This window comes from Nostoc sp. C96 (assembly GCF_059384975.1).
This window is the reverse complement of sequence record NZ_CM182020.1, coordinates 3014208-3039769: the sequence shown is the minus strand read 5'-3', so window position 1 is coordinate 3039769 and position 25562 is coordinate 3014208. Positions and strand designations below refer to the sequence as shown.

General features: G+C 39.7%; 24 protein-coding genes, 1 tRNA gene and 1 pseudogene. 19 read left to right on the top strand and 7 right to left on the bottom strand.

Going from position 1 to position 25562, the window contains the following annotated elements; all coding sequences use genetic code 11:
- Positions 1 to 216 precede the first annotated feature (216 nt).
- From AC504W_RS13000 to AC504W_RS12980, 5 genes are all read left to right on the top strand, one after another.
- Positions 217 to 1347, top strand: a complete 1131-nt coding sequence (locus tag AC504W_RS13000) for a GspE/PulE/PilB domain-containing protein (protein ID WP_494878144.1) — start codon at positions 217 to 219, stop codon at positions 1345 to 1347.
- A gap of 203 nt (positions 1348 to 1550) precedes the next feature.
- On the top strand, positions 1551 to 2234 hold the full coding sequence (locus AC504W_RS12995) for a Crp/Fnr family transcriptional regulator (RefSeq protein ID WP_494878142.1): 684 nt from the start codon (positions 1551 to 1553) through the stop codon (positions 2232 to 2234).
- A 473-nt stretch (positions 2235 to 2707) separates the two neighbouring features.
- Positions 2708 to 4492, top strand: coding sequence for a M61 family metallopeptidase (locus tag AC504W_RS12990; protein ID WP_494878140.1), 1785 nt, complete (start codon positions 2708 to 2710; stop codon positions 4490 to 4492).
- Positions 4493 to 4795: 303 nt separating this feature from the next.
- Complete coding sequence (locus AC504W_RS12985; protein ID WP_494879642.1) at positions 4796 to 6229, top strand: bifunctional orotidine-5'-phosphate decarboxylase/orotate phosphoribosyltransferase; 1434 nt, start codon at positions 4796 to 4798, stop codon at positions 6227 to 6229.
- An 8-nt stretch (positions 6230 to 6237) separates the two neighbouring features.
- A complete protein-coding gene (locus AC504W_RS12980) occupies positions 6238 to 7335 on the top strand; it encodes an AI-2E family transporter (RefSeq protein ID WP_494878137.1) in 1098 nt (365 codons plus the stop codon).
- 10 nt (positions 7336 to 7345) lie between these two features.
- Here AC504W_RS12980 and AC504W_RS12975 read toward each other — a convergent pair whose 3' ends face one another.
- Positions 7346 to 8401, bottom strand: coding sequence for a DMT family transporter (locus AC504W_RS12975; RefSeq protein ID WP_494878135.1), 1056 nt, complete (start codon positions 8399 to 8401; stop codon positions 7346 to 7348).
- A 261-nt stretch (positions 8402 to 8662) separates the two neighbouring features.
- On the opposite strand from AC504W_RS12975, the gene AC504W_RS12970 reads away from it, so the two are divergent.
- Entirely contained in the window at positions 8663 to 9040 is a 378-nt protein-coding gene (locus AC504W_RS12970; RefSeq protein WP_494879640.1) for a hypothetical protein, read from the top strand.
- 99 nt (positions 9041 to 9139) lie between these two features.
- On the opposite strand, the gene AC504W_RS12965 is transcribed toward AC504W_RS12970, so the two are convergent.
- Together AC504W_RS12965 and AC504W_RS12960 are read right to left on the bottom strand one after the other, a co-directional pair.
- A tRNA-Ser gene (locus tag AC504W_RS12965) sits at positions 9140 to 9224 on the bottom strand.
- Between the two features lie 109 nt (positions 9225 to 9333).
- The gene (locus AC504W_RS12960; protein WP_494878133.1) at positions 9334 to 10254 is read right to left on the bottom strand and encodes a TIGR04168 family protein; all 921 of its coding nucleotides are present in this window, start codon (positions 10252 to 10254) and stop codon (positions 9334 to 9336) included.
- A 64-nt stretch (positions 10255 to 10318) separates the two neighbouring features.
- Between AC504W_RS12960 and AC504W_RS12955 the strand changes: the two genes are divergently transcribed.
- From AC504W_RS12955 to AC504W_RS12945, 3 genes are all read left to right on the top strand, one after another.
- A complete protein-coding gene (locus AC504W_RS12955) occupies positions 10319 to 10495 on the top strand; it encodes a hypothetical protein (protein ID WP_494878131.1) in 177 nt (58 codons plus the stop codon).
- A gap of 318 nt (positions 10496 to 10813) precedes the next feature.
- Positions 10814 to 11680: a zinc metalloprotease HtpX gene (locus AC504W_RS12950; protein WP_494878129.1), complete on the top strand. Its 867-nt coding sequence runs from the start codon at positions 10814 to 10816 to the stop codon at positions 11678 to 11680.
- Positions 11681 to 11726: 46 nt separating this feature from the next.
- Positions 11727 to 12131 carry a hypothetical protein gene (locus AC504W_RS12945; protein WP_494878127.1) on the top strand — a complete coding sequence of 135 codons (405 nt, stop codon included), beginning with the start codon at positions 11727 to 11729 and terminating at the stop codon, positions 12129 to 12131.
- A 59-nt stretch (positions 12132 to 12190) separates the two neighbouring features.
- Here the strand turns inward: AC504W_RS12945 and AC504W_RS12940 are convergent, their stop codons facing one another.
- Positions 12191 to 14296, bottom strand: coding sequence for a pentapeptide repeat-containing protein (locus AC504W_RS12940; protein ID WP_494878125.1), 2106 nt, complete (start codon positions 14294 to 14296; stop codon positions 12191 to 12193).
- 217 nt (positions 14297 to 14513) lie between these two features.
- Here AC504W_RS12940 and AC504W_RS12935 point away from each other — a divergent pair, with 217 nt between their 5' ends.
- The 4 genes from AC504W_RS12935 (at position 14514) to aspS (ending at position 17172) form a co-directional block, all read left to right on the top strand.
- On the top strand, positions 14514 to 14798 hold the full coding sequence (locus AC504W_RS12935; protein WP_494878124.1) for a BrnT family toxin: 285 nt from the start codon (positions 14514 to 14516) through the stop codon (positions 14796 to 14798).
- Between the two features lie 4 nt (positions 14799 to 14802).
- Positions 14803 to 15009 carry an antitoxin gene (locus AC504W_RS12930; protein ID WP_494878122.1) on the top strand — a complete coding sequence of 69 codons (207 nt, stop codon included), beginning with the start codon at positions 14803 to 14805 and terminating at the stop codon, positions 15007 to 15009.
- 46 nt (positions 15010 to 15055) lie between these two features.
- A complete protein-coding gene (locus tag AC504W_RS12925) occupies positions 15056 to 15220 on the top strand; it encodes a type II toxin-antitoxin system HicB family antitoxin (protein ID WP_494878120.1) in 165 nt (54 codons plus the stop codon).
- A 164-nt stretch (positions 15221 to 15384) separates the two neighbouring features.
- Complete coding sequence (gene aspS, locus AC504W_RS12920) at positions 15385 to 17172, top strand: aspartate--tRNA ligase (RefSeq protein ID WP_494878118.1); 1788 nt, start codon at positions 15385 to 15387, stop codon at positions 17170 to 17172.
- Between the two features lie 170 nt (positions 17173 to 17342).
- Here the strand turns inward: aspS and pirA are convergent, their stop codons facing one another.
- Positions 17343 to 17498, bottom strand: coding sequence for an arginine synthesis PII-interacting regulator PirA (gene pirA, locus AC504W_RS12915; protein ID WP_494878116.1), 156 nt, complete (start codon positions 17496 to 17498; stop codon positions 17343 to 17345).
- A 111-nt stretch (positions 17499 to 17609) separates the two neighbouring features.
- Between pirA and AC504W_RS12910 the strand changes: the two genes are divergently transcribed.
- The 4 genes and pseudogenes from AC504W_RS12910 to nadA all read left to right on the top strand — a co-directional run bounded on the left by AC504W_RS12910 (position 17610) and on the right by nadA (position 20875).
- Positions 17610 to 18413 carry an SAM hydrolase/SAM-dependent halogenase family protein gene (locus tag AC504W_RS12910; protein ID WP_494878114.1) on the top strand — a complete coding sequence of 268 codons (804 nt, stop codon included), beginning with the start codon at positions 17610 to 17612 and terminating at the stop codon, positions 18411 to 18413.
- Between the two features lie 41 nt (positions 18414 to 18454).
- Positions 18455 to 19111, top strand: a complete 657-nt coding sequence (locus tag AC504W_RS12905; RefSeq protein ID WP_494878112.1) for a DUF2301 domain-containing membrane protein — start codon at positions 18455 to 18457, stop codon at positions 19109 to 19111.
- Positions 19111 to 19761, top strand: coding sequence for a YdcF family protein (locus tag AC504W_RS12900; RefSeq protein ID WP_494878110.1), 651 nt, complete (start codon positions 19111 to 19113; stop codon positions 19759 to 19761). Before AC504W_RS12905 ends, AC504W_RS12900 begins: the two co-directional genes overlap by 1 nt.
- A gap of 138 nt (positions 19762 to 19899) precedes the next feature.
- Positions 19900 to 20875 (top strand): annotated as a pseudogene (gene nadA, locus AC504W_RS12895) (quinolinate synthase NadA).
- A 73-nt stretch (positions 20876 to 20948) separates the two neighbouring features.
- Here the strand turns inward: nadA and AC504W_RS12890 are convergent.
- Together AC504W_RS12890 and AC504W_RS12885 are read right to left on the bottom strand one after the other, a co-directional pair.
- Positions 20949 to 21332, bottom strand: coding sequence for a C6orf136 family protein (locus AC504W_RS12890; RefSeq protein ID WP_494878108.1), 384 nt, complete (start codon positions 21330 to 21332; stop codon positions 20949 to 20951).
- Between the two features lie 71 nt (positions 21333 to 21403).
- A complete protein-coding gene (locus AC504W_RS12885) occupies positions 21404 to 21967 on the bottom strand; it encodes a hypothetical protein (protein WP_494878106.1) in 564 nt (187 codons plus the stop codon).
- Between the two features lie 276 nt (positions 21968 to 22243).
- Between AC504W_RS12885 and AC504W_RS12880 the strand changes: the two genes are divergently transcribed.
- Both AC504W_RS12880 and AC504W_RS12875 read left to right on the top strand, forming a co-directional pair.
- Complete coding sequence (locus AC504W_RS12880; RefSeq protein WP_494878105.1) at positions 22244 to 23554, top strand: lactonase family protein; 1311 nt, start codon at positions 22244 to 22246, stop codon at positions 23552 to 23554.
- A gap of 410 nt (positions 23555 to 23964) precedes the next feature.
- The gene (locus AC504W_RS12875; protein ID WP_494878103.1) at positions 23965 to 25524 is read left to right on the top strand and encodes an efflux RND transporter periplasmic adaptor subunit; all 1560 of its coding nucleotides are present in this window, start codon (positions 23965 to 23967) and stop codon (positions 25522 to 25524) included.
- The last annotated feature ends 38 nt before the right edge of the window (positions 25525 to 25562 follow it).

The following is a 25562-nucleotide window of genomic DNA, read 5'->3' as shown; positions in this document are numbered from 1 at the left end:
TTCCTACCCATAAATAAATTGGGGACTTTGCGGAACGCAATTGGGAGGGTTTTTCAACCTAGCAACCTTTCCCCTGCTCCCTTAATTATTTAACTAAGTATCATCTTACTGAGAGTGATTAATTTAATTTTTACCAAGATAACAAAGTATCTTTATTTACTGCCAATCAACTTAGAGCAAAATAAAATATAAGGAAACTTTAAATAATCAAAAATTATGTTGTCTTCAGAGGACAAGCCAGTTGATACCGCAACCAGTGAGCAGCAGGTACTATCAAACATATCGATCAACTTAGAGCAAGAAAGCGATCGTCAACAAATATTTCAGCTAATTGATCATCTCCTGTCCTTTGAAGCTTGTCTGTACCATCAAATTTTGCCCTTTCGGTTAGAAAGTAACCAATTACTCCTGGGTATGGTGCATCCACAAGACAGCAGCGCCCTAGATTATGTGAATCGCATCTTAGCTTATATCAACTGCACAATGGTGACTCAAGAAATTGCCAGTGACAGCCACCGCCACATCCTTTCAGCCTACCTCAACTATAAAAATACCTTTAGTGCATCTCAAAATCAGCAGCAACCACCAGCATCAATACTGGCAAATATGGAAACTCCTGAAAATACTCGAAAATTAACAGATTTGCCCCCGCTTCCAGAACCGAATCTTTCAGCTTTAGCCAAAAAGCTCAGAGAAGAGATCACCGAAGCAGTACTCACCAATAATTTAACTATCCTGCCAGTCCCTGCACCAGAACTATCTACTCCTGTAGAAGTGTTAGCATTACTCCCACCCAAAAAACTACTAGAAGAATTACTCGGTCGAGTGCTTGGTGGCGGAATTGGTCGCTTGTATTTAGAAAGACAACCTTACAAAGGTAGGATACTCTGGAGTGATAATGGTGTTGTGCAATCAGTATTAGAAAATTTACCGCTATCAGTTTTTCAAGGCGTACTGAATGAATTAAAGCGATTTGCCAGCTTACCTGTTACCACAATTACAGAACCAAAACAAATAGAAAAAGAATGTGTATATCAACAAAACCGTGTATTATTACGCCTGCGAGTGATGCCAGGAATTTACGGTGAAGAAGCTACACTACAAGTGTTACGGGGAGCCGCCTTAAAGTTTCATCAACAACAACAATTAGCCCGTCTCAGCCGAGATGTTTTGGGTATTTCTCAACAACTCAGCTATAAATTACAGGAACTAAATCAACGACTAATACTCAACTCTAACCTTACATCAGAGCAATCAGATGCTTTAGATAGCTTAAATCGCATAGTCGAAAATTTAGAACAACAAGTCAAAATACTCACAGCAAATAGCGATTCAATGGGCAAATAATAAATCACAATTGGGTCAGTAAAACCGCTGATTTCGATCCCTGACATAATTGCTATGTTGTAAAAGAACATTAGACCGAATTACCATAATTTTAAGTATTAATCATTACATACTTTAACTGTATTAATACTATGGTAGCGGTTTTAAAACTTATATTAGTCAACTTAATTTTCCATTATTGAATTCATTTTTACAGATATTTCATGCAGACTGAGGTTTTTAGTGAACTTTTCCCCTTGCTGAGTACAGCCAACCCACAAACTTTAGAATGGCTGCTCAATGTTGCAATTGATCACGAATATCCCGTAGGACGTGCCGTCTTAATGGAAGATGCCTGGGGTAACGCAGTTTACTTTGTGGTATCTGGGTGGGTGAAAGTCCGCCGTACTTCCGGAGAAGATTCTGTTGCTATAGCAATTTTAGGTCGGGGCGATTTTTTTGGAGAAATGGCGATTTTAGATGAATCTCCGCGTTCAACTGATGTCATTGCCCTTTCGCCTGTGAAGTTACTCAGCATTTCTCGTGAGCGTTTTATTCAAATCTTATTTAAAGATCCGCAATTGCATCATCGGATGCTGCAACTGATGGTGCGAAGAATCCGGCAATTTAACCAACGCTTACAGATTCGCTCTTCTCCACCAGCTGTAAAACTGGCACACACCTTAGTAAGTTTGGGTGAAAGCTATGGACAAGACTCAGCCCCAGGTAAAGAAATTTTTAATATTCCCTTTAAAGATCTGGCTGAAGTGACAGAAATCGGAGTAGAGGAAACCACCAAAATCATGGAAAAATTACATGAAAAGGGATGGATTACAATTGATAATGTTAATAACATCATTTACTTGGTTAACTTCAAGCAATTGATGAATTTGGCAGGCAAAGTCTAATTTGAGTTGAGTGTAGGGTAGCCACAATTTCAGATACTGTGACAATTAATCCTATATCAGTTTGCCAACTCACAGACTCGCTAACAATAGCACTAACAGCTGATGTCTTTGTCAGGAAGCCTTTACGAAGTTATCAACGGCAGAGACCCCAGATGCGACTTTTGGCTATGGTGTTGAGCATAAAGATATTGAGTTACAAGTTTTGAAATCACCTCTATTGACTATTGTGGATGAAACACTTCTGAGCATCAAAAATGCTGGAAACACATGCTTGGCAAGAAAAATTAATTAATTATGGATAAAAACATCTGAAACTTTGACATCAACTATAAAATATTAATTAATTGTAAATTTTTCCAATCTCACGTTCAGACTATTTTATTCATAGTTCTTTACAAACTCCCTCCATTGACTATTAATTATTGACTAATAACTATAAACTCATAACTTATCACTCCTGTCTACTACTACAAATGACTGAAGCAACAGCACCTCGTCTCGAAATTGGCGTTAAGGAAACCGTACCGACGATTCACTACCTGGTAGCAATGCCCCAACCAGAAACCCATCTGTTTGAGGTGAGCTTGCTGCTGGTTAATCACTCATCCCCAACACTCGACTTGAAAATGCCCGTCTGGACACCAGGCTCCTACTTAGTGCGGGAATATGCGAAAAATTTACAAGATTTTGCTGCTTTTGCCGGGGAGCAGCCCTTATCTTGGCGCAAAATCAGTAAAAACCACTGGCAGGTAAACACAAACGGTATTTCTGAAATAACCGTGCGTTACCGCATATTTGCCAACGAGCTATCGGTACGGACAAACCATTTGGATAGCACTCACGGTTATTTCAACGGTGCAGCTTTGTTTTTTAGATTACGAGGCTGTGAAGGGTTGCCAATTCAAGTAACTATTGTACCGCCCCATCCTGAATGGCGAGTAACTACGGCCTTGCCATCAGTTGATGAACAGTCTTCTACTTTTTATGCTGCTGATTTTGATACTCTGGTAGATAGTCCCTTTGAAATTGGTTATCACGAGTTATATCACTTTGAGGTCTTGGGAAAACCTCATGAACTAGCTATTTGGGGTCAAGGAAATTACCAAGCACAACAAATAATTGCCGATATTCAAAAAATCATTCATGTAGAAGCCCAGATGTTTGGCGGTTTGCCTTACGACAGGTATGTGTTTCTACTGCATTTGTTTGCCCAAGCTTATGGCGGTTTAGAGCATAAAAACTGCTGCTCCTTAATTTATCAGCGTTTTGGTTTTAGCTCACCAGATAAATACGATCGCTTCATTCAACTGGTGGCGCACGAGTTCTTTCACTTGTGGAATGTTAAACGGATTCGCCCAAAAGCTTTAGAAGTTTTTGATTACGACCGCGAGAATTATACATCTTCTTTGTGGTTTTGTGAAGGTACTACCAGCTACTACGATTTGTTAATTCCCTTGCGAGCAGGAATTTATGATGCCAAGTCATATTTTCATAATTGGAGTAAGGAAATTTCGCGGTTTTTAACTACACCAGGGCGGAAAGTGCAATCATTGGCTGAGTCAGGGTTTGATGCTTGGATTAAACTGTATCGCCCAGATGCTAATAGTAATAACTCCCAAGTTTCCTACTATCTGAAGGGAGAGATGGTTTCTTTATTGCTAGATTTGCTGATTAGACAACGTTCTAGAAATCAGCGATCGCTAGATGATGTGATGCGGCTGATGTGGCGGAAATTTGGCAAACAAGAGATTGGTTACACACCCGAAGAATTGCAGGAAGTAATTGAATCCGTCGCAGAAATGGATTTAACTGACTTTTTTAATCGCTACATTAATGGCACAGAAGAATTGCCTTTTAATCAGTACCTAGAACCTTTTGGTTTACAAGTGATTGCCGATAGAGAAGAAGAACCTTACTTTGGTTTGAGGTTAAACACCGAAAATGGACGAGAGATCGTCAAATTTGTCGAATTTGGTTCACCCGCACAATTGGCGGGAATTGATGCAGGTGATGAGTTACTGGCTATTGCCGGCATACGAGTCACATCTCATCAACTAAGCGATCGCTTAAAAGATTACCAACCAAACGACATCATTCAAGTTACAGTTTTTCATCAAGATGAACTCCGCACTTGTTCTGTCACCTTGGCTGCACCACGTCCTAGTAAGTATCAGGTAGTTCCAATCAACAATCCTGATGCTACACAAAAAGAAAATTTTGCTGCTTGGTTAGGTGTACCACTGACATCTCTTCGTTAATACTCCTACTCTTGCATATTTTGGGGACTAAGTGACAACTAATAGGGGCGCAAAATATTGCGCCCCTCAGCATGTCTACCATTAAATATCAGTATACTGACAAAATAAATCATAGATTTGCTTTCAGCAAATTAAGTTGCTTAAGCCTATCTCTAGCTGGAGCATAACTACTTTATACTTGATCAAGATTAAAATAAAATATTAATTACAACTTAATATTTTTACAACAAAAGACATATATCACCTGAATGTCATGAATTGATATTACTTGGTTATTTTCTTTTTAATCTTGACAAATAAATTATGCAATTTTTTGATAAATTATACACAAATATTACCCAAAACCAAAGCTTACTATTTGTAGGGCTTGATCCCAACCCAGAGATGATGCCTAGTCGTTATCGGTCTCAAGATGTGATTACTGGTTTGGGGGACTGGTTGCAATTTATTATTCAAGAAACTGCGGATTTTGTTTGTGCATATAAGCCAACACTCGGCTTTTATCAGGCTTTAGGTATTCCTGGTTTGGAACTGTTATACAAAACTTTAGCAGCTATCCCCAATCATATTCCCATTATTTTGGATGCCAAACATAGTGATTTAAATACCAGTAGTATTTTTGCCCACACTGTATTTGCAGAATGGCATGTGGATGCAATTACTCTCAGCCCATATACAGGGCAAGATCATGTTGCGCCGTTTTTGGTTTATCCTGATAAAGCAGTGTTTATTTTATGCTGTACTTCTAATCCTGGAGCCGAAACTCTACAACAGTATCCTGCTAATGATTCACCGCTTTATTTGCAGGTGGTCAAAGAAGCAAAAAACTGGGGAACCCCAGAAGAATTAGCTTTAGAAGTAGGAACAACTAATCCTGAAGTTTTGGGTTTAATTCGGGCAGTGGCACCAGAAAGAACCATAATGGCACGCAGCATTTGGGCTGAGGGTAGTAATCTTAAGCAAATCTTAGAAGCTGGCTTAAATAGTAATGGTGATGGATTGCTAATTCCTGTACCTCAAGATATGTTGTCAAACCCAAACTTATCCCAGGAAATCCAATCTTTACGTGCCGAAATTAATCAAACAAAAAGTCAAATTAATGCTGATGCTTCTAGCTGTTCTGTATGGCTACCTGATGTTCATTTTGAAGATCAGCAACTCCAGAATGATTTAATTTTGCAACTTTATGATATTGGTTGCATTATGTTTGGTAAATTTGTGCAAGCATCAGGAGCGACGTTTCCCTATTACATAGACTTACGCAAAATTATTTCTAATCCGCAAGTTTTTAATCAAGTTCTCAGTGCCTATGAAAAAATTATCAGAAACTTGACTTTTGATAGATTGGCGGGTATACCTTATGGTTCTTTGCCAACGGCGACCGGTTTAGCGTTGCGTTTGAATTGTCCAATGCTTTTTCCGCGTAAAGAAGTGAAAGCACATGGAACACGTAAGGTAATTGAAGGAAACTTCGCGCCTGGTGAAATAGTAGCGGTAGTAGATGATATTCTCATCAGCGGCAAAAGTGTGATGGAAGGAGCAGAAAAATTGAAATCTGCTGGTTTAAATGTGCATGATATTGTAGTTTTAATTGACCATGAACAAGGAGTGCAAGAAAAGCTAAGAGAGAATGGTTATCGAGGTCATGCAGTTTTCACTATTTCACAAATCATCACAACTTTATACCAAACACAACGAATTAATGATGAACAACTTTTAGCTTTTAGAGAAAGCTAGGAATAATTATGAATTTATCAGTTAATCGGCTCTTAAAATGGCTAATTTTAACGCTGTTATTTCCGCTATTGTTTCTGAATGGATGGCTATTGTTGCGATTATTTCAATATTTTCAACCTTTAGTTACTATTCTTGTTTTGGCTTCTTTGTTTGCGTTTGTTTTAAACTACCCTGTTTCATTATTGGAACGACAGGGAGTTAAACGCAACTATGGAGTTACCCTCGTTTTTGTATTAGCAAGTTTGATGCTGGTGACTTTGGGAATTACATTATTACCCATAGTTTCTGAGCAGTTTCATGAAATGGTTAAATTACTGCCTCAATGGATTGATTCAACTGAAGCAAAATTGCAGGGTTTAAATGATTGGGCTTTTAGTCAGAGAAATAGCATAGATTTTAGTCAAATTTTTACTAAAGTTACTGATAAAATTCCCGATGAAGTGGAGTATCTATCAGATAAGCTTTTAAGCATTATTGTCGATACGATTGATAGTGTTTCGGGAGCATTAATTACAGTAGTTTTAAGTTTTTACTTGTTGTTAGATGGGCCAAGACTTTGGGATGGCATATTTAAGAAGCTGCCTGGGGATTTTACCCAACAAATAAGTAAATCTATTCAGCAAAACTTTCAAAATTACTTGATTGGTCAAGGAACCTTAGCTGTACTGATGGGGTTAAGCCAAACATTCATGTTTTTGTTATTTCAAGTCCAGTTTGGCTTGCTGTTTGGTTTGGGAGTGGGAATTTTAAGCTTGATTCCCTTCGGAGATGTGTTGAGTTTGATTGTCATTACTTTAATTATAGCCACCCATGATTTTTGGTTAGCCGTGAAAGTGCTGGCAGTAGCTGTGATTATTGATCAGTTGATTGACCAAGCGATCGCACCACGATTGTTAGGTAGTTTTACAGGTTTAAGACCAATCTGGGTGTTAATTTCTTTATTGGTGGGAACTTACATTGGTGGCGTGTTGGGATTAATTATTGCTGTACCAGTGGCTGGTTTTATTAAAGATGTTGCAGATGGTTTTGGTATATCTGATGATGCTAATACTGCGGTTGCAGGTGAAGATGCAGAAATGCTTCCACAAGAATCTACATCTGGATAAGTTGAAAATATTAAATGCCTTTAAATCCCATTTCGCTTTCTACTTGTTGTACTTGCGTAGAGTTTGCCTGATCTGCAGCAGTCGCAAGACGATTTTGACGCATAACTCCCAGTTGGCTGATTAATATCCCAACTATAATCAAACTACCACCTATATATTGAGGTACAGTCGGGACTTCATCGAGGATAAAATAAGCAGCCACAATACCTGCAATTGGAGTAAACGAACCAATTAAGGAAGCGACAGAAACCGTAGTAGCTCTCAAACCTTTAAACCATAGGGACTGGCCTAATACTACAATCACCACGCTATACAGCAACATCCACCGCCACAAAAAAGGTGAAAATACTTCTACAAAATGGTGTTGACCGTATAGCCGTATAGCCAGAAAGAAAAATACTACAGTCCCCAGAGCAGTCCGATAGATGGTAAAAATTCCTAAAGGAATATGGGAGACATATTTTTTACCAAGCACTGTAGCTATTGCTGCTGCTACTGCTCCCACTGCTGTCAGAATTTCACCTGCACCCAAATGAAAGCCTGGTATATTCATCATGGTATGTCCAGGCGGCTGGAGTAAGACAGTTAGTGCAACACCAACAAAAGCAGCGATCGCACCAATAATTTCCCAAATATTTACCCGTTCTCTTAATAACCAGATTGATAAGGCTAAAGCTAGTGGCGGTTCTAATCTACCAACTAAAATTACATTATTAACATTGGTGAGTGCTAATGCCTGGAAAATTAAACCAGGAGCCAACGCCCCTGATAGGATAGAGACTACCGATAACACTAGCCAATGCTTTACAGATATTTGCTTTATTGCTCTTTTGTTCCACTGTCGCCGATAGATGATGAGCAGCACCATCAAAGCACAGATATTGCCAACAAACAAAACATTACACAGCGAAATTGGGTTTCTCCCATTTATTAAGTTTTGCGAACCAATTTCTGTTAATTTCCGAGTAACTGCACCAGATGCGCCAAAAATGAGGATTGCCACCCAGAGATAGGCTTGGTTAGGAATTTTGTTAATGAAACGATGCCATCTTCTCAGGCTAGTCACAGCAATACCACTTGCAGTTGCAATAAAAGTAACGTCAACAATACTAAAAATCTTAGCTTAAGTCTAGGTGAGAACAATCTGAAATAGCCTTAAAAATTAGCTGAGATTTTTGACATCACAATTACCTGAGAAAATGCTGAGTTTAAACTGAATCTTATTAAGGAATAAATTCAGACAATTTATGGCTAAGTTTCAGATGAGCTTCAGTAGTATCTGAGATGCTCTGAATAGCTACGAAGCTCAAATATAAGGAATTAACCCATGAAATTCGCCCCTTCATTACTTACAGGTGTTGCCATAGCTGGTTTATTGACAGTTGGGAATGTTTCATTTCAGGCTGTAAAACCTTCAATTTCAATACTTCCAGCCTCAGCTGCTGATGCTACAGGTTTGTCTGCTCAACAAAAAATTGATTTGATCACTAAGAACAAAGGTGTTTTTGGTAATGGTGATCAGCTGCGTCGTTTCTTCTTTGGCGACCTTGAACCTATCGGAATTCAACCTGGTGGTGCAGGTCATGTAGTTAATCTCTACAACAAAGCTAACGATGTGACATTTTCTTATTGTTCTACCTTTGATGTAGTTGTAGCTGTGAAAAAAGGTAGAGTCGAGAAGTTTGCGGCTAATGAAGTTAAGTAATTGTTTGTAGTAATTAAGTAATATAAATATATTTTAGGGTAGCGAACATGATACTAGTTGCTACCCTAATCTTTTTTTCGGCTAGTTTGGATATAACAACGGAGAAGGGGAGATTCGAACTCCCGGAACCTTTCGGTTCATCCGATTTCAAGTCGGACGCATTCGACCACTCTGCCACCTCTCCAGTAAAACTGTCGAGCAACTGCTTACCCTATATTTTTTGGTGAGCAACAAAGCTGACAGATAATAATATATCTTACATCTACGCAGGTTGCACTACTGAAAGTAAATATCTACAACTTACTAGGGGAAAGCTCATACAAAATTTCCTCTGAGATCACTTGTAAATCTTTGCCTACCCAAACCAAGGCAGCTTGTGTAACTACACCTGCCTCTAAGTTGACAATCGAGAAATTCCGCTGTTTGTGTCCATCATGTTCGATAATTCTGGGGACGCTGGCTGCATTTAAGTAAATTGTGCCTTCCGGACTTCTAAACACTGATGTGCGTAACACTTTTTTGGTGTGCCGCAAATTGTGGTGCATGTGTCCAAAGGTAACTAAGGGAATGGTTTTACCCATATTGATCGTCTGAGAAATGGCTTCGGCAAAGTCTGGATCGCCAAAGTCGCCGCCGATAGGATGCCAATCTTTACCACAGGGATCTTCGGGGCGATCGCCTAACCCACTCGGCCCATTGTGTCCCAGAAAAATAATTGCGTCGCCAGCAGCGCTTTTGACTGCATTGGTAATTTTAGCTGCTGATTCTTCCAGATCTGTGACACCGTAACGTTCTTTGCAGATGTCTGCAAATCTCCATTCTGGGCCACCCCAACTAAAAGGACGGCCGCCAACTACTGTTAAATTCCAGTCGGGAAAATCTAACTTGCTGTAACCGACATGGGCTGCACCCAATAAATCAAGTTGTTCTTGTACCCAGTCTTCTTGAGCGCGATCGTAGGGACATTTCTTTCGTCCCCATTCTGTAGCAGTGTACCAAGCATCGTGGTTGCCCATGATTGCTGCTTTGGGGATATCAATGGAAGCGATCGCTTTTACCACTTCCACTGATTCATTGCCAAAATCTCCCACAAATAGTACTAAATCCACACCCAAAGACTTGAGTGCAATGGCATCGTCCACTTCCCATTGGTCGTGAATATCTCCAACTACAGCAATTTTGAGAGTTTTTGATGGTTTTTTTTGACTGGTCATGCCGCTTTCCTTGCTGTCTATCTCCAGGATATGAAACTCAGCCAAATTTGGACACAATCTTCTGATGAGTGTGGAAGAGAACAGGATAAACCGAGCGATCGCTAAACCATTATGTTACCTACAGCAATTATTTTTATCTCAGGACTTACGCAACTGGCACACCTATTTTTTGGTACAAGAGTTAATGGTCAAAAATCAAGGTTTTTTTGGACTATTGACAGCCTCAACGAAAAAAATCTGACACTTGCGTAAGTCCTATATCTGTTTAAGACTAATTATTAAAGAATAAATATTATCTAGATTGGGAATTAATTACTATTTTTTCTTAAATTGATAGTTTAATTTAACACTCTGACTAGATTAAGTGAATCCTAATTTTTTTTACTTTTCAAGTAAGTTATTATTTGCTGACGTGAGTAGGAAAACCGTACTGTCTTGGGGCGCAATCTCTACCTGATAAATATGTGTTGGGATGGATACAATCTATATGTGGCTTAAGTAATGCTGTGATTGATCAAAGCTGAAAAAAATCATACAGCATTAATAGGAGAGCATAAATATGGGAAATCAATTTAAAACAGTTGCATTGCTTGGTGCGCTCAGTGGTTTATTAATTGCTATCTGTTATTGGGTAATTGGTGGCACTAGCGGCTTAATTATAGGTATAGGTTTAGCAGCAGTAACTAATTTAATTTCTTGGTATCAATCAGATAAGATTGCATTAGCAGCATATCGCGCCCAACCAGTGAGTGCAGCCGAAGCACCAGGGCTATATAGGATGGTGGAAAAATTAGCTGCACGCGCTAATATACCTATGCCAGGAGTTTACATCGTTCCCGGTCAAACTGCTAACGCTTTTGCTACAGGACGTGATCCAGAACACGCGGCTGTGGCTGTGACTGAAGGGATTTTACGTATCCTCCCAGAAGACGAATTAGAAGGTGTGATTGCCCACGAACTGACTCACATTATCAATCGTGACACCTTAACCCAAGCCGTAGCTGCTACTATTGCCGGTGCTATCTCTTTCCTCGCACAAATGGTGAGTTACGGTTTGTGGTTTAGCAGTGGTTCACGGGATGATGACAGAGGTGGTAATCCGTTAGGAATATTGTTAACTGTATTGTTAGCGCCAATAGCTGCAACAGTAATTCAACTGGGTATTTCTCGTACCAGAGAATTCTCTGCCGATGCTGGTTCTGCCAGATTAACAGGTAATCCCCGCGCTTTAGCCCGCGCCCTCCAAAGATTAGAAGCAACAGCACGACAGTTACCTTTAGATGCTAATCCAGCTTTTGAACCCTTATTAATTATCAATCCTATCTCTGGTAAGTTTTTGGGTAACTTGTTTTCTAGTCACCCTGACACAGAATCACGGGTTGAACAATTGCTGAAATTAGAACAACAACTGTCTACAAAATATTAGTCATTTGTCTTTTGTTGGGAAAATTAATTACGAGGATATTGTAACTATGACTGGTAATAATTTTGAATCAATTGAATCTACTATAGTTGTAGAAATCAGTTCTCAAACTAATGAAATGGTAGAAGCAGAAATGGCTGGGGAGACTGATGAAGTGAAAAACGAAACCAAAGCTTTAATTGAAGCACTCAAAAGACGCGCCCAAGCTGAAGCAGAATCAGCCGGTACTCTTACCCGCGAAACATATTTAAATGCTGTGCGCCAAGCGAGAGAAGCCATTGAAGGCGAAAAACTCATTGAACGCGATCGCCTGGAAAATGCTTGGGCTGTTATCCAAGAAGAAACAGAGAAAAACTGGCACTTACTTTGGAAAGAATTTGCTGATTTTGGCGATCGCCTCCAAAATGCAGCCAAAGCCGCCTGGGAAGCCTTCAATGCCCCTCGTACTCACTAATTACGAAAGATTATTTCATAAAACTCTTGTAGGGTAGGCTGGAATGCCTGCCCATTTTTTTAACCCAAGCCCAAAAATTTAGAAATCAACGGCAACAGTTTACTACCTGCCTCAACCAGTGTGGCTGTAGTGGGTAAACTAGCGATCGTCCCTTTCAAAATTTTCACCGCCGTTTTTGCCGCCTTTTGCATCGCCCCTTCTTGAGGATTTTTACCCGCTTCAGCTAAAGCTTGTACTTGTTCTAACGCTTCCGCCTTATCTTCTTCAGCTAAATCTTTGTCCGCCTCAATCGCTGCTTTCAATTCTTCTAATAATTCTTTAATTCCGGGTTTATCTGGTTCTGGTGAAGGTGGTAACTGATTAATAGTATTTGTTACCATACCGCTAATTTCACCTAAATTAATTGTGCCGCTATTATTAAAATCTCCACCGATACTGCCAATATTAAAGTTTCGGCTAGAATCGTTACCATTAGGCATATTTTTATTCTCTACCTTATTATAAACTTGAACGTTAATTGGCTTATTGGCTAACAAGCTAATGATTTCTTTCATATCTGCACTTTGTTGGCGATAAATGACTATTTGTTCATCTTTAGCTTGTAATTGAGCTTTATATTTTTCCTCAACAGCTTGCAGTGCTAACTGATAATTTTGCGTAAAATTACTATGAATCTTTTCCTTATCAGCATCAACAGGTACTGCGACCTTCACAACAACTACACCATCACCTTTATTTTCAATACTCTGAATTGCTAATTCTATGTCTTCGTTTTGTACTTGTACTTTTTTGAAGGCAGCAACAAAAGCTTTCCAGTCTATACCGTTGCGAAAAATCAAATCAACAGTATTTACAACTTCTTCAAATAGTTTAGTAAATTCTCCCGGTTGAAAATCGCCACTACTAGGACGGCGTTCTCTGTCATCTGTTCCAGGCTTGGGATTTTCTAGGAGATAAATAAAGCGACAATCAACATTATCTAATTTGGTTGTGCTTTCAATATTCCAAGCTTCTACACAAGCGCCAGTCATTTGAGCCTTGGTAAAATCAGTTCCTACAGCTTGAGCTAAAGTTAAATTTGCCCCCTCCAAACAAGCTCCTTTAAAGGTAGCTTCACTAATATCAGCATCTTTTAAATTTGCTTCTTTTAAATCTGCACATATCAGGTTTGCGCCTTTAAGATTAGCACCAGTGTAAGATTTTCCTCTACCGTTACCAGTTACGAGTAAATTAAGAATAGTTGGGTTGGATAATATTGAATCACCTACTCTAGCAAAGTCGAGTTTTTTCGATTCATAAAAACAGGTATGCGTTATATTTGCTTTTCTAAAATCTATAGTTTTGAGAGTTGCACCAGTAAAATCCGCATTAGTTAAATTAGCATCATAAAAGCTAGTTCCACCTGTAGTAGCAAAGTTAATTGCTATTGGATAAATCAAAGAATATTTGGGATCTACTGCCAGTATTCGCCAACCTATGTAAACACCTTGAATAGCACCAATTGATACCATGATTGCAACTGCTAAGTCTGCAAATAATTCAATTTTCGCTACCATTCCAGATGTTTTAACAACAACACTAATTCCAGCTACAGTGCCTACTAAAGATGCAATTATACTTGCAATACTAACAATTGTAGCAATTATAGTTCCAGCTACTGTACTTACCCCAGCTATAGTAGCTGCTACAGTGGTAGCTCCTGTTAATGTTCCTATTGCTGTGAAAATAACAGATAGTGCTGTTGATACATGACCAGACACAGCTAAAAATATTACTAATAATGTAGAAGTTGCTAATGAAAAAGCTATAGATATTAAAGATAGTGGGAATCCTTTTGTAGTTGTGACTATAAATGGAACTATCAAAACTACAACAGAGGTAATAATATGAACTATAGGATCAGGATTCAGTAAGCTTTGATTAAATACAGTAGTTAACCCAGCTGTAAATGCTGAGAGTATAGCTAGAAATGATGAAAACATTGCTAGAAGCAATACCCAGTATCCTGGTTGTCCAGCTTTTGCACCTGTGAAATTAGCTCCTTTGAGAATAGCATTAGTAAAGTTAGCCCCTCTAATATCTGCACCACTAAAATTAGCCCCAGTCAAATCTTGACCTTTAAATGAACGACCTCGCAAGTTTTGACCGGAGTAGTCTGGCGGCATAATTGCGTTACTAAGCATTATCACTGAGATTATATACAAATTTACAGCGTAATATTCCGATTTCGCTCAATATTCCGATTTCGGTCAATATTTGGTTAAATTTATTTGTAATCACCGTATGATAATGGTGTATTAGGGCTACTTTTATTCTCTCTAACGCTCAGGTTTTGCCATTACCTTAAAATACCTGACTACAAAACTAAATAATTTACTAAACATGAATCAATTATTATTTGAGTGGGATAACGAAAAAAATAAAATCAATCAAAAAAAGCACGGTGTTTCATTTGAAGAAGCAAAATCAGTATTTTATGATGATAATGCAATTGAATTCTGGGATGAAGATCATTCTGATGCGGAAGACCGATTTTTATTGCTAGGTAGAAGCTCAAAAATGCGAATATTACTAATTGTTCATTGTTTCCGAGAACAAGAATCTATAATCAGAATTATTTCCGCACGAAAGGCTACTCAAAAAGAAAGTCAACAATATCGAGGATAAAATAATGAAACCAGAATATGACCTTGCTAATATGAAAAGTCGTCCTAATCCTTATGCTAAACAACTAAAGCAACAAGTCACTTTACCTTTAGGCATTGAGGTAATTGAATTTTTTCAAAAAAAAGCAGAAGAAAAAGGGATTTCTTATCAAGAATTAATTAGTTTATACCTTCAAGATTGTGTACTTAGTCAGCGCGAGCTATCTTTCTAATCAGAATATTCTCTTAGCCTTACGCCACCAAAAGATTATTTTCCAAATGACGAGAGAATTTAACGTGATTATAGAGCGAGACTCTGACGGTTATTTTGTTGGCTCCGTGCCGAGTCTGGCTGGATATCATACCCAAGCTAAATCTTTAGACGAATTGATGGAACGTATAAAAGAAGCGATTGAACTGTGCTTAGAGGTTGGGCAAGCTTAAAAATCGTTTATCCTCCTGCCTCCGGTTGGTGAGCGTAGCCGAACCACTGCCTTCTGCTAAGATATTATGCCATCGGTTCTTCAATTAGATACTATTGATGCTAGATAATGGGAAAGCTTTGACTTTTATTGACCCATCTAGCCCGGAAGAACACACTAACTACTATGCGAACTCACTATTGCGGCGAACTCCGAAAAGAAGATATTGGAGAAACTGTTACCTTGTACGGATGGGTAGACCGTCGCCGCGATCATGGGGGCGTGATATTTTTAGATTTACGCGATCGCTCTGGAACAGTCCAAATTGTCAGCGATCCGCAACGCACCCCCCACTCTTATGAGCAAGCCAATGCTTTGCGGAATGAATACGTCGTCGAAATCACCGGCAGAGTAACGCAACGTCCCGAAGAATCTCTCAATACCCGCATACCCACAGGTGAAGTGGAAATCTACGCGGACAAAATTACATTGTTAAATGCAGTCCGCAAGCAGCTACCATTCCAGGTTTCCAGTGCTGACACTGAATCGGTGCGGGAAGACTTAAGACTAAAATACCGTTATTTGGATTTACGGCGCGATCGCATGGCGCAAAATATGCAGTTGCGTCATCAAGTTGTCAAAGCGATGCGGCGCTATTTAGAAGATGGGGAAAATTTTATCGAAGTGGAAACACCCGTCCTCACCCGTTCTACTCCCGAAGGTGCGCGGGATTATGTTCTACCCAGTCGTGTCAACCCTGGCGAATGGTTTGCGTTACCCCAATCACCCCAGCTATTTAAACAAATCTTGATGGTATCTGGTATGGACAGATACTATCAAATTGCCCGTTGCTTCCGTGATGAAGATTTACGCGCTGACAGACAGCCAGAGTTCACCCAATTAGACATGGAAATGAGTTTCATGTCTCAAGAAGAAATTATTGAACTCAACGAAAAGTTAGTTTGTCAGATTTTCAAAACCGTTAAAGGGATTGAGTTACCCCATCCATTCCCGCGTTTAACCTACGCTGAGGCGATGGAACGTTACGGTAGCGATAAACCAGATACCCGCTATGATTTAGAATTAGTCGATGTTTCCGATATCCTCAAAGACTCTGGTTTCAAAGTCTTTAAGGATGCTGTTGCTCACGGTGGGATTGTCAAAATCCTTCCCATTCCTAACGGTAACGACCGAATTTCTAATGTCCGCATTAAACCAGGTGGCGACATTTTCCGAGAAGCTAGTGAAGCTGGGGCGAAAGGTTTAGCTTACATTCGTGTCAGAGAAGATGGTGAAATTGATACCATCGGTGCAATTAAAGACAACCTCACAGCTGAACAAAAAGCCGAACTTCTCCGCCGCACAGGTGCAGAAGCCGGACATTTGTTATTGTTTGCGGCTGGGGATGTTGGTACTGTTAACAAAACTTTAGACAGATTACGGCAATTTACAGCCAGAGAATTTAGTTTAATCAATCCTGAAAAACTCAATTTGTTATGGATTGTTGATTTCCCGATGTTTGAGTGGAATGCTGACGAAAAACGTTTGGAAGCATTACACCATCCATTTACCGCACCGCACCCCGATGACTTACACGACTTAAAAACCGCCCGCGCCCAAGCTTATGATTTGGTATTTAACGGCTTTGAAGTTGGCGGTGGTAGTTTGCGAATTTATCAGCGAGAAATTCAAGAACAGGTATTTGAAACCATTGGCTTATCACCGGAAGAAGCACAAAGTAAATTCGGTTTCCTTCTAGAAGCTTTTGAATACGGTACACCGCCGCATGGTGGTATCGCCTACGGTTTAGATCGTTTGGTGATGTTACTTGCTGGGGAAGAATCTATCCGTGATGTGATTGCTTTTCCGAAGACACAACAAGCCCGTTGCTTGTTAACAGATGCGCCTTCTGGGGTAGATGTTAAGCAATTGAAAGAATTACATGTTGCTTCAACATACAAGCCAAAGGCTTAGTAAAAAGTCAAAAATAAAAAGGTAAAAGTAAAAAGAATATGTCTTTTTACTTTTGACCTTTAACTTTTGCCTTAATTTATGCTGTCTAACTTTTCTCCAACAAAAAACCCGCCGCAGCGGGGATTTCCACACAACAAAACTATAAACAATCAACTCTTGCTTTAGGGAATTTAGCCAAGGTATCTCATTTCTGCTTCTAGTTGATTAATCAACCTTTCATTACCTTGAGCTTTCGCTACTTCTAAGCGATGCTCTAGATTTTTTCTCAGGTTTTGTCTGTGGACTTCTTTGGTTTGTCTCATAGCTTCTAATCTATTTTGACTCATAGTAATTAACCTCATTATTCTTTTTTATGTCTATTAATCATAACATAACATATATTTTGTAGCTGTTGCTACAGAAAATTATGTCTTAATACATATTTTAATAATTGGCTTATGTTAGAGAGTCCAGAAAATCCAGCATCGCTCCTAACTTTACTCAGTGATTTTGGCGATCGCGATGTTTATGTCGGGGTGATGAAAGGTATAATTGCCCAAATCAACCCAATGCTCAGGGTTGTAGATTTAACGCACCAAATTCCGCCACAAGATATTGTTGCTGCTAGATTTTGCTTGATGAATGCTTATCCGTACTTTCCCAATGGAACAGTACACATAGCAGTAGTAGATCCCGGTGTGGGTGGTAAAAGAAGGGCGATCGCAGTAGAATTTGCTGGAGGGTTTTTAGTCGGCCCCGATAATGGCATATTCAGTGGAGTATTAAGCCAAACTCCCGCCATAGCAGCCGTGGAACTGACAAACTCTGATTACTGGCGCACTCTCCAACCTAGCCGCACTTTTCACGGTAGAGATATTTTTGCACCTGTGGGAGCTAACCTTGCTAGTGGTGTTCCCCTTAGACACTTAGGACAAGAAATCAATCCAGCAACTTTGCTAGAACTAAATATAGGCAAATGTCAAACAACTAGCCGTGGTGTGTTGGGGCATATTCAATATATAGATCACTTTGGTAACTTAATTAGCAATATTCCGGGAAATTACGTCGCAGGTAAAACATGGTTAGTAAAAATTGCTGGGTTGACAATACCAGGGTGTGAAAAGTACAGTAATGGCGAAATTGGCGCAGCTGTAGCCTTAATCGGGAGTCATGGCTGGGTAGAAATAGCCATCAATGGAGGTAATGCACATTCACAGTTGCAGATAAACTGCCAAGATACTTTAGAAGTGATTAATTATTAGACTAGAAATTGAGATAACTGCACACTCATCACTATTAATCTATGACTACGCAAACTATATCTCCATCACCAGTGTATCAAGGCCAGTTTGGCGAATTCACAATTAATCAGAGCGATCGCACTGGTGTTATTATCTATCGTGCTGGGTTAATGGTAGCTGCACTCAGCTTTACTGCGGGTACTGTTTTGGCATTGTTTTACAATAACCCAGCTACCATCCAAGCAATTACCCCTTTATATACCTGCTTTAGTTTAGCTCTCGGTGTCAGTTTGCTAACTATCCATATATATATGGCTCCACTGCACCGACTGTTACAAGTTTTTTGGTTAATTGGGAGTATTTCTGCGTTTATTTTTGCTCATGTTGACAGTCAACCTTTTGCTGTGACTGTATACACAAACCCATTGACTATTTTAGGTATAGGTTTTACTTTTGCAGCGTTGACAGGCATTTATTTTAAAGAAGCATTTTGCTTTAATCGTCTCGAAACAAAAGTTTTAACTTTTACAGTTCCCTTGCTTTTGTTGGGACATCTTGTCGGAGTTTTACCAATTCAGTTAGAACAGATTTTATTAGGAGTTTGGGCAACTTTATTTTTAGTATTTGCTTTGCGTAAAACCTTCCAAGCAATTCCCGCTGATATTGGTGATAAATCGGTATTTGCTTATTTAAAAGCCCAAAGTTCCGCTAAGGTTTAATGCGGTTAATTAAACACCAAGAAATTTGGACACTTACGGCGCAGGGATGGGCTTTATTGTTGGCAGTTTTGGCTGCTACTATATTTTTTGTCATTCATAATTTGTACCCATTTCTCGCCGTAAATTCTCCAACTAAATCAGCCGATGCGTTAGTAATTGATGGCTGGATATCAGATTACGCTTTAGAACAAGCCGCCGCCGAATTTCAAGCTGGTTCTTATCGCCAAATATTTACCATCGGCTCAAAAATAGAACAAGGATTTTATTTAGCTGAGTATAATAATTTTGCCGAAATAGCTGCTCGTACATTATTTAAATTGGGTATATCAGAAGAAAAATTGATTGTTGTTCCTGCACCTAATGTAGTTAAAGATAGGACAAATGCTTCTGCTACAGCATTATTGCAGCACATATCAGATAAAAATTTACAGATAGATTCAATTAATTTATTTACAACTGATGCTCATGCTCGTAGAAGCTGGTTGATATTTAAAAAGATATTTACACCTAAAATTCAAGTCGGAATTATTTCTGCCAAACCCCAAGATTATGATCCACAAAAATGGTGGAATTCTAGCCAAGGCGTGCGGGTAGTCATGAGTGAAGCGATCGCCTACATTTATGCCAGATTGATAAATTGGCAATTATAGTCAATAATTACATATTTTCTCCCCCATACCCTAACGTCCTCATACAGTCTTTAATATCTTTGTCTCCTATTTTTGGTAAAAACTACTATAATTGAATCCACTGGACAAAACATTTGCAACCCAAAACAACCCCTAACTGTGTTTACAACTGCATTTGCACCAACAGACAAAACCCAACTGGGTGAACTACCACGCGATTTATTTGCGGCTATTGAGCAGCTGAAAAAAGAACTCAACGCGGTCATTTTAGCCCATTACTATCAAGAACCAGATATTCAAGATATTGCAGACTTTATTGGTGATTCATTACAACTAGCAAAAGCCGCAGCACAGACGAATGCAGATGTGATTGTCTTTGCAGGTGTACATTTCATGGCAGAAACCGCCAAAATACTTAATCCTGATAAATTAGTACTGTTACCTGATTTAGCAGCTGGTTGTTCTTTAGCCGATAGCTGTCCACCAAAAGAATTTGCAGCTTTTAAAGCAGCGCACCCCAATCATCTGGTAATTTCCTATATCAACTGCTCGGCTGAAATTAAAGCCATGAGTGATATTATCTGCACCAGTTCTAATGCGGTCAAAATTGTGCAGCAGATACCAAAAGATCCAACCAATTATTTTTGCGCCAGACCGGAATTTAGGGCGCTATGTAATGGAACAAACTGGCAGAGATTTGGTACTGTGGCAAGGTAGCTGCATTGTCCATGAAACCTTTTCGGAAAAGAAAATCGTCCAGTTAAAAATAGCACATCCTCAAGCCGAGGCGATCGCACACCCAGAATGTGAAACTAGCGTTTTGCGCCACGCCAGCTACATTGGCTCGACAGCAGCTTTACTCAAATATTGCCAAACCAGCGCGTCTCAAGAATTTATTGTGGCGACAGAACCAGGAATCATTCACCAAATGCAAAAACTTGCTCCCCAAAAGCAGTTTATTCCTGCGCCACCGACAAATAACTGTAACTGTAATGAGTGTCCTTTTATGCGACTAAATACATTAGAAAAACTGTATTTAGCTATGAAAAACCGCGCTCCTGAAATTAGCATGTCTGAGGATATTCGCCTGGCGGCGTTGCGTCCTATGCAACGAATGTTAGAAATGAGTGCTTAGTTCGCTCAATTATTCGTGAACAACAAGATCCCCGACTTCTTTAAGAAGTCGGGGATCTGAGCAAGCTATCACACTATTTGATTGGAAAGAAATGCTGTTTGAGTACGTCCACCTGTGAACAGTTCCAATAATCAATGTGAGAAATAATTAAATCGTCAGCATTGAGTAGTAATTCACTCCAGCCAGAAATAGAAAGGCGGGGTTTCCAAGGTAAAGGACTATTCCAACTTAGTGTCCACTCAGTTTTGATGGTATCTCCTAAACGTTCAATGTTATGCAAATCCATTTTGGGATTTAAAAAGAAAGTTTTGATAAATTTAATCATCCATTGATACAGTTTAACGCCCCGAAATTTAAAAACCATATCTTGAAAATAAACATCTTCAGCATATATTGAATATGTTTGATTGTCTGGAAATCTTTGATAATCATCTTTGAGAATTTCGATAATATCCATAATCAATAAACACTTTATTGTAATATTGGCTGTAGGGATAAAACAGGAAGCAAAAGTATGAAATTCATACTTCACACTTCATTCCAAAGCCGTTCTAGTTGATATCGCCAAGTGGCTAATACTTGTTCTCGATCATCAGCCGATTGGTTAATTTCCCCCATCAAGCCTTCAGCATAAAATCTATCCAAGTTTTGCATTGTGGTTTGCAGAGATTGTCCTTGCTGTTTTGCTGCTTGGATAATTTGGCGCAGGCGGTTTTCAATGAATCGATTGAAGACATCATTTAAGCCAGATTTATGTAGAGATATTAGCCTGGCGATCGCATTGGCAAAATCTGCACTCGCTAATGTACCGCTGTTATGGTGATATACACCCCAAACTACCCCGTCATAGATGGCGTAGCGGACTTCTTGAGTTTCATCAAAGTTGGCTTCTAAAAATTGTGTTAAAAATGTTTCCGCTTCTTGTAGCGGCATAATTGGCAATAACACTCGCAACCAAGTTTGGTCTTCTGACAGCAACACTAACAACCGAAAAGTCGATGAGTCTATTTGCCAAGATCCTGGTGCGATCGCATTCACTGCTCCTGCACCAAATAATTCTGTCAGCGTTACCGCAATTTCTTCAGGTGTCATAGTTTAGATTGTAGCTTTACCATCTAGGGTAACGCTTTCATGTAAGCTAATCGTCATTTAAATTGCACTATATTGATGGTAATAAAAGCTGCAAACCCTCTCCCTTACTCCCTGCGGCCTCAATCTGCAAATTAAATGCTTAACAGCTTATCTAGGTTGTTGTGTTGTCATTTATCATTGATGAGTTTTCTAAACTCCTAAAGCAATTTGCATAAATTCTCGGATCAACTGTGATATCTCTACAGAAAGATTTGTGTGATATACCAGGATAAATTTATGAATATTCTATCTAAGACTAGTAAAAATAATCGTCAGGGTTCTAAAAAATGTCTCACAGTCAGTGCTTTGGCTACCCTTGTGCTGACAGGAGGATTAGCAGTTCAAAGTGCTGATGCTCATTGGTATCAATGGTATCGTTCCACTGGTGTTGTTTATACCCAAAGCAACATTCCTACTCCCAATGGTAACTCTATTCTTGGGTTCCGCCGCGATGCTTTAGGTACACTCACACCATTACCCACTCCATCTTTTCCGACTGGCGGTGCAGGTATTCCTAATGCTCCCATCGTCGGGGGTGGCCCCGTTTCCATTACAGCCTTTGCGTCCGATCAAGAAGTGATTGTTAACCCTGAAAAAACAAAGCTTTTTGCTGTAAATTCTGGGTCAAATACTATTGCTGTGTTTAACATCAACAAAGATGGTAATCTTTCTCCGGTAGAAGGATCGCCGTTCCCTAGTGGGGGAGTAGCACCAGTTAGTCTAGGTTTAGCAGGTGATATTCTGACTGTAGTTAATCAAAACTTATTACCTCAGATTCCCTCCCCAGAAGCCAGCGATTCTCTACCGAACTATACTACCTTCCGCGTAACTCCAAGGGGTAGATTGATTCCTATCCCAAATTCTACCGCGTCAGTTCCCAGAGGTTCTCTTCCAACCCAAGCACTCATCTCTCCAAATAAACGTTTGCTATTTGGTATGGATGGCGGGACTGGGTTACTGCGTTCTTATCAAATTCTTCCTAACGGTCGTCTGCAACAAAGCCCAAACTCACCACAACAGCTACCTCCAGCAGCATTCCCGCCAAATCCATTAGGTCTCACACTAGGACTCCAAGTTCATCCCCGACAACCAATTTTATATGTGGCGTTCACACTCAGTAGGCAATTAGGAGTTTATGCTTACGAACCAGATGGGGATTTGCATCTCCTCAAAACTGTACCTAATTCGGGCTTATTCATCTGCTGGATTGCTATTAACCGGGCTGGAACCCGTCTTTATACCACCAACCCTGGTGACAACAGTGTAACTGTCTATGATATTGCCAAAGACCCAAGCACACCAGTAGAAATTCAGAGGGTTGTACTGAGAGGGGAGATGGGTACTGGTGGCGCTCAACTAACTCTAGATGCTACTGAGTCATTTCTACACGTTGTCTCTCAATCAGCTGTAAATATTATGCCGGCGAATAATAGAATATCTGTACTGAAGGTTAATCAGTATGATGGAACTGTGAGTGAAGTATCTTCTTCACCCCGATTAATACCATCTGTAAATAATAGCTTCCCGCAAGGTATTGTGGCTAATTAAAGTTTTATTTTGTGTTGATTACAAGCCTAATCTTTGTGATGAAAAAGGCAGAAGGCAAGAATTATAAATTCTTGATTTATGAATTGAAATCTTGCCTTTTGTGGTTATATATTTACCTTCAGATACCCGACTTCTTAAAGAAGTCGGGTATCTTTTAGTTTACAAATGATTTAGGACTGCTATAGTCCATCAAAATATCATTAACTTTCAAGCAAAAATTAGCCAATTTCATAAAAAATTGATGACTTTAGTCATATAGCAATTAAAAATTATTAGTGACTTTAGTCATGCAGAGAAAATGTCCTTTTTGATTGATAATAAGTTATAAATTTTAAATTTTATGTTGATATAGTCACTATAGCGATCGCATATAACTAGCTCGGTAGCCATTTTCGATAACGGACACAGTTATGAAACTTGATACATCAACCCCTGTAGATTCATCAGCTTTACCTTCAGAGCCGAAAATTAGAAAAAAGTATAATTGGCTACCGTGGCTCTTGATACTAGGGCTGTTGGGTGGAATTGGCTATGGTGTTTATTACCGAGTAGCCGTAATGCCGCGCCAAGAAGCCAAACAAAAGACTTTAACACAGTCAGTAGAAAGACAAAACTTAGCGATCGCAGTTTCCGCAAATGGCACAGTCAAGCCGGAACGCTCTATTAACGTCAGTCCCAAAAATTCTGGCGTACTCAAAACATTGCTAGTTAAAGAAGGGGATTTTGTCAAAAAAGGTCAAATTCTCGCCTACATGGATGATTCTAACCTGCGGGGAAATTTGACTCAAGCACAAGGACAACTCGCACAAGCTGAGGCAAATCTACAAAAAGCCCAAGCAGGTAATCGCCCCCAAGATATTGCCCAAGCGCAAGCACAATTAGCACAAGCCGAAGCAAATCTGCAAAAAGTAGAAGCAGGTAATCGCCCCCAAGACATTGCCCAAGCGCAAGCACGTTTAAGAAGCGCCCAAGCTACCCTAGTGCAAGCAGAAGATGATTTACGGCGTAATCAACAACTGTACAATTCTGGAGCGATTTCTCTCCAAACAGTCATCCAAAAACGGTCAGCGCGTGATAGCGCCCAAGCCCAAGTCAATGAAGCACAACAAGCATTAGCCCTGCAACAAGCAGGTTCACGCTCAGAAGATATTCAACAAGCCAGGGCTACAGTTAAACAGCAACAAGAAGCTTTAGCCTTATTAAAAGCTGGAACCCGTCAAGAAGATATTGAAGTAGCCCGCGCCCAAGTCACATCGGCTCGTGGTTCACTGCAAAATATCCAAGCCCAAATCAATGACACTATCATTCGCGCACCTTTTGATGGTCTGGTGACGCAAAAATTCTCTGATCCTGGGGCTTTTGTCACTCCTACAACTTCAGGTAGTGCCGTTTCTTCCGCCACATCTTCTTCGATTTTGGCTCTAGCTTCAACAAATCAAGTTGTCGCTAATTTATCAGAATCAAATATTGCCAAAATTCGCCTTGGTCAACCAGTGACCATTAAAGCCGATGCTTACCCAGGTAAAGTTTTTGAAGGTAAAGTCAGCCAAATTGCGGCTCAAGCAACCGTCGAGCAGAATGTTACTAGTTTTCAGGTCAAAGCATCTTTGTCTGACCCGCAAAACTTACTTCGTTCTGGGATGAATGTCGATATGGAATTTCAAGTTGGTGAAGTAGAAAATGCTTTAGTTGTCCCCACAGCCGCAGTTGTTCGGCGAGAACGCGCTACAGGTGTATATGTTTTAAGCGCAGATGATCAACCTAAATTTACTCGGATTGAAACAGGCGTTACCGTTAATAATTTTACAGAAGTTAAATCAGGATTAACCGGTGATGAAAAAGTCTTGCTGAGTTTCCCACCTGGGTCAAGACCGCAATCAACGCCACGAGGTGGTGTATTTCCGGGTTTAGGCGGTGGAGGTGGTCGTTCTTCTGGTGGAGGTGGTCGTTCTGGTGGTAATGCTAATTAAAGGTAAAAGGCAAAAGTAAAAGGTTTATATATTCAGGC

What these genes read in the sequence shown, in the direction of transcription:
- AC504W_RS12995 (WP_494878142.1), top strand. Translation starts at nt 1,551, where the DNA reads ATGCAGACTGAGGTTTTTAGTGAACTTTTCCCCTTGCTGAGTACAGCC.
- AC504W_RS12875 (WP_494878103.1), top strand. Translation starts at nt 23,965, where the DNA reads ATGAAACTTGATACATCAACCCCTGTAGATTCATCAGCTTTACCTTCA.
- AC504W_RS12905 (WP_494878112.1), top strand. Translation starts at nt 18,455, where the DNA reads ATGACTACGCAAACTATATCTCCATCACCAGTGTATCAAGGCCAGTTT.
- AC504W_RS12985 (WP_494879642.1), top strand. Translation starts at nt 4,796, where the DNA reads ATGCAATTTTTTGATAAATTATACACAAATATTACCCAAAACCAAAGC.
- AC504W_RS12910 (WP_494878114.1), top strand. Translation starts at nt 17,610, where the DNA reads ATGTTAGAGAGTCCAGAAAATCCAGCATCGCTCCTAACTTTACTCAGT.
- pirA (WP_494878116.1), bottom strand. Translation starts at nt 17,498, where the DNA reads ATGAGTCAAAATAGATTAGAAGCTATGAGACAAACCAAAGAAGTCCAC.
- AC504W_RS12880 (WP_494878105.1), top strand. Translation starts at nt 22,244, where the DNA reads ATGAATATTCTATCTAAGACTAGTAAAAATAATCGTCAGGGTTCTAAA.
- AC504W_RS12950 (WP_494878129.1), top strand. Translation starts at nt 10,814, where the DNA reads ATGGGAAATCAATTTAAAACAGTTGCATTGCTTGGTGCGCTCAGTGGT.
- AC504W_RS12960 (WP_494878133.1), bottom strand. Translation starts at nt 10,254, where the DNA reads ATGACCAGTCAAAAAAAACCATCAAAAACTCTCAAAATTGCTGTAGTT.
- AC504W_RS12900 (WP_494878110.1), top strand. Translation starts at nt 19,111, where the DNA reads ATGCGGTTAATTAAACACCAAGAAATTTGGACACTTACGGCGCAGGGA.
- AC504W_RS12890 (WP_494878108.1), bottom strand. Translation starts at nt 21,332, where the DNA reads ATGGATATTATCGAAATTCTCAAAGATGATTATCAAAGATTTCCAGAC.
- AC504W_RS12940 (WP_494878125.1), bottom strand. Translation starts at nt 14,296, where the DNA reads ATGCCGCCAGACTACTCCGGTCAAAACTTGCGAGGTCGTTCATTTAAA.
- AC504W_RS12925 (WP_494878120.1), top strand. Translation starts at nt 15,056, where the DNA reads ATGACGAGAGAATTTAACGTGATTATAGAGCGAGACTCTGACGGTTAT.
- aspS (WP_494878118.1), top strand. Translation starts at nt 15,385, where the DNA reads ATGCGAACTCACTATTGCGGCGAACTCCGAAAAGAAGATATTGGAGAA.
- AC504W_RS13000 (WP_494878144.1), top strand. Translation starts at nt 217, where the DNA reads ATGTTGTCTTCAGAGGACAAGCCAGTTGATACCGCAACCAGTGAGCAG.
- AC504W_RS12980 (WP_494878137.1), top strand. Translation starts at nt 6,238, where the DNA reads ATGAATTTATCAGTTAATCGGCTCTTAAAATGGCTAATTTTAACGCTG.
- AC504W_RS12930 (WP_494878122.1), top strand. Translation starts at nt 14,803, where the DNA reads ATGAAACCAGAATATGACCTTGCTAATATGAAAAGTCGTCCTAATCCT.
- AC504W_RS12990 (WP_494878140.1), top strand. Translation starts at nt 2,708, where the DNA reads ATGACTGAAGCAACAGCACCTCGTCTCGAAATTGGCGTTAAGGAAACC.
- AC504W_RS12955 (WP_494878131.1), top strand. Translation starts at nt 10,319, where the DNA reads ATGAGTGTGGAAGAGAACAGGATAAACCGAGCGATCGCTAAACCATTA.
- AC504W_RS12970 (WP_494879640.1), top strand. Translation starts at nt 8,663, where the DNA reads ATGAAATTCGCCCCTTCATTACTTACAGGTGTTGCCATAGCTGGTTTA.
- AC504W_RS12945 (WP_494878127.1), top strand. Translation starts at nt 11,727, where the DNA reads ATGACTGGTAATAATTTTGAATCAATTGAATCTACTATAGTTGTAGAA.
- AC504W_RS12935 (WP_494878124.1), top strand. Translation starts at nt 14,514, where the DNA reads ATGAATCAATTATTATTTGAGTGGGATAACGAAAAAAATAAAATCAAT.
- AC504W_RS12885 (WP_494878106.1), bottom strand. Translation starts at nt 21,967, where the DNA reads ATGACACCTGAAGAAATTGCGGTAACGCTGACAGAATTATTTGGTGCA.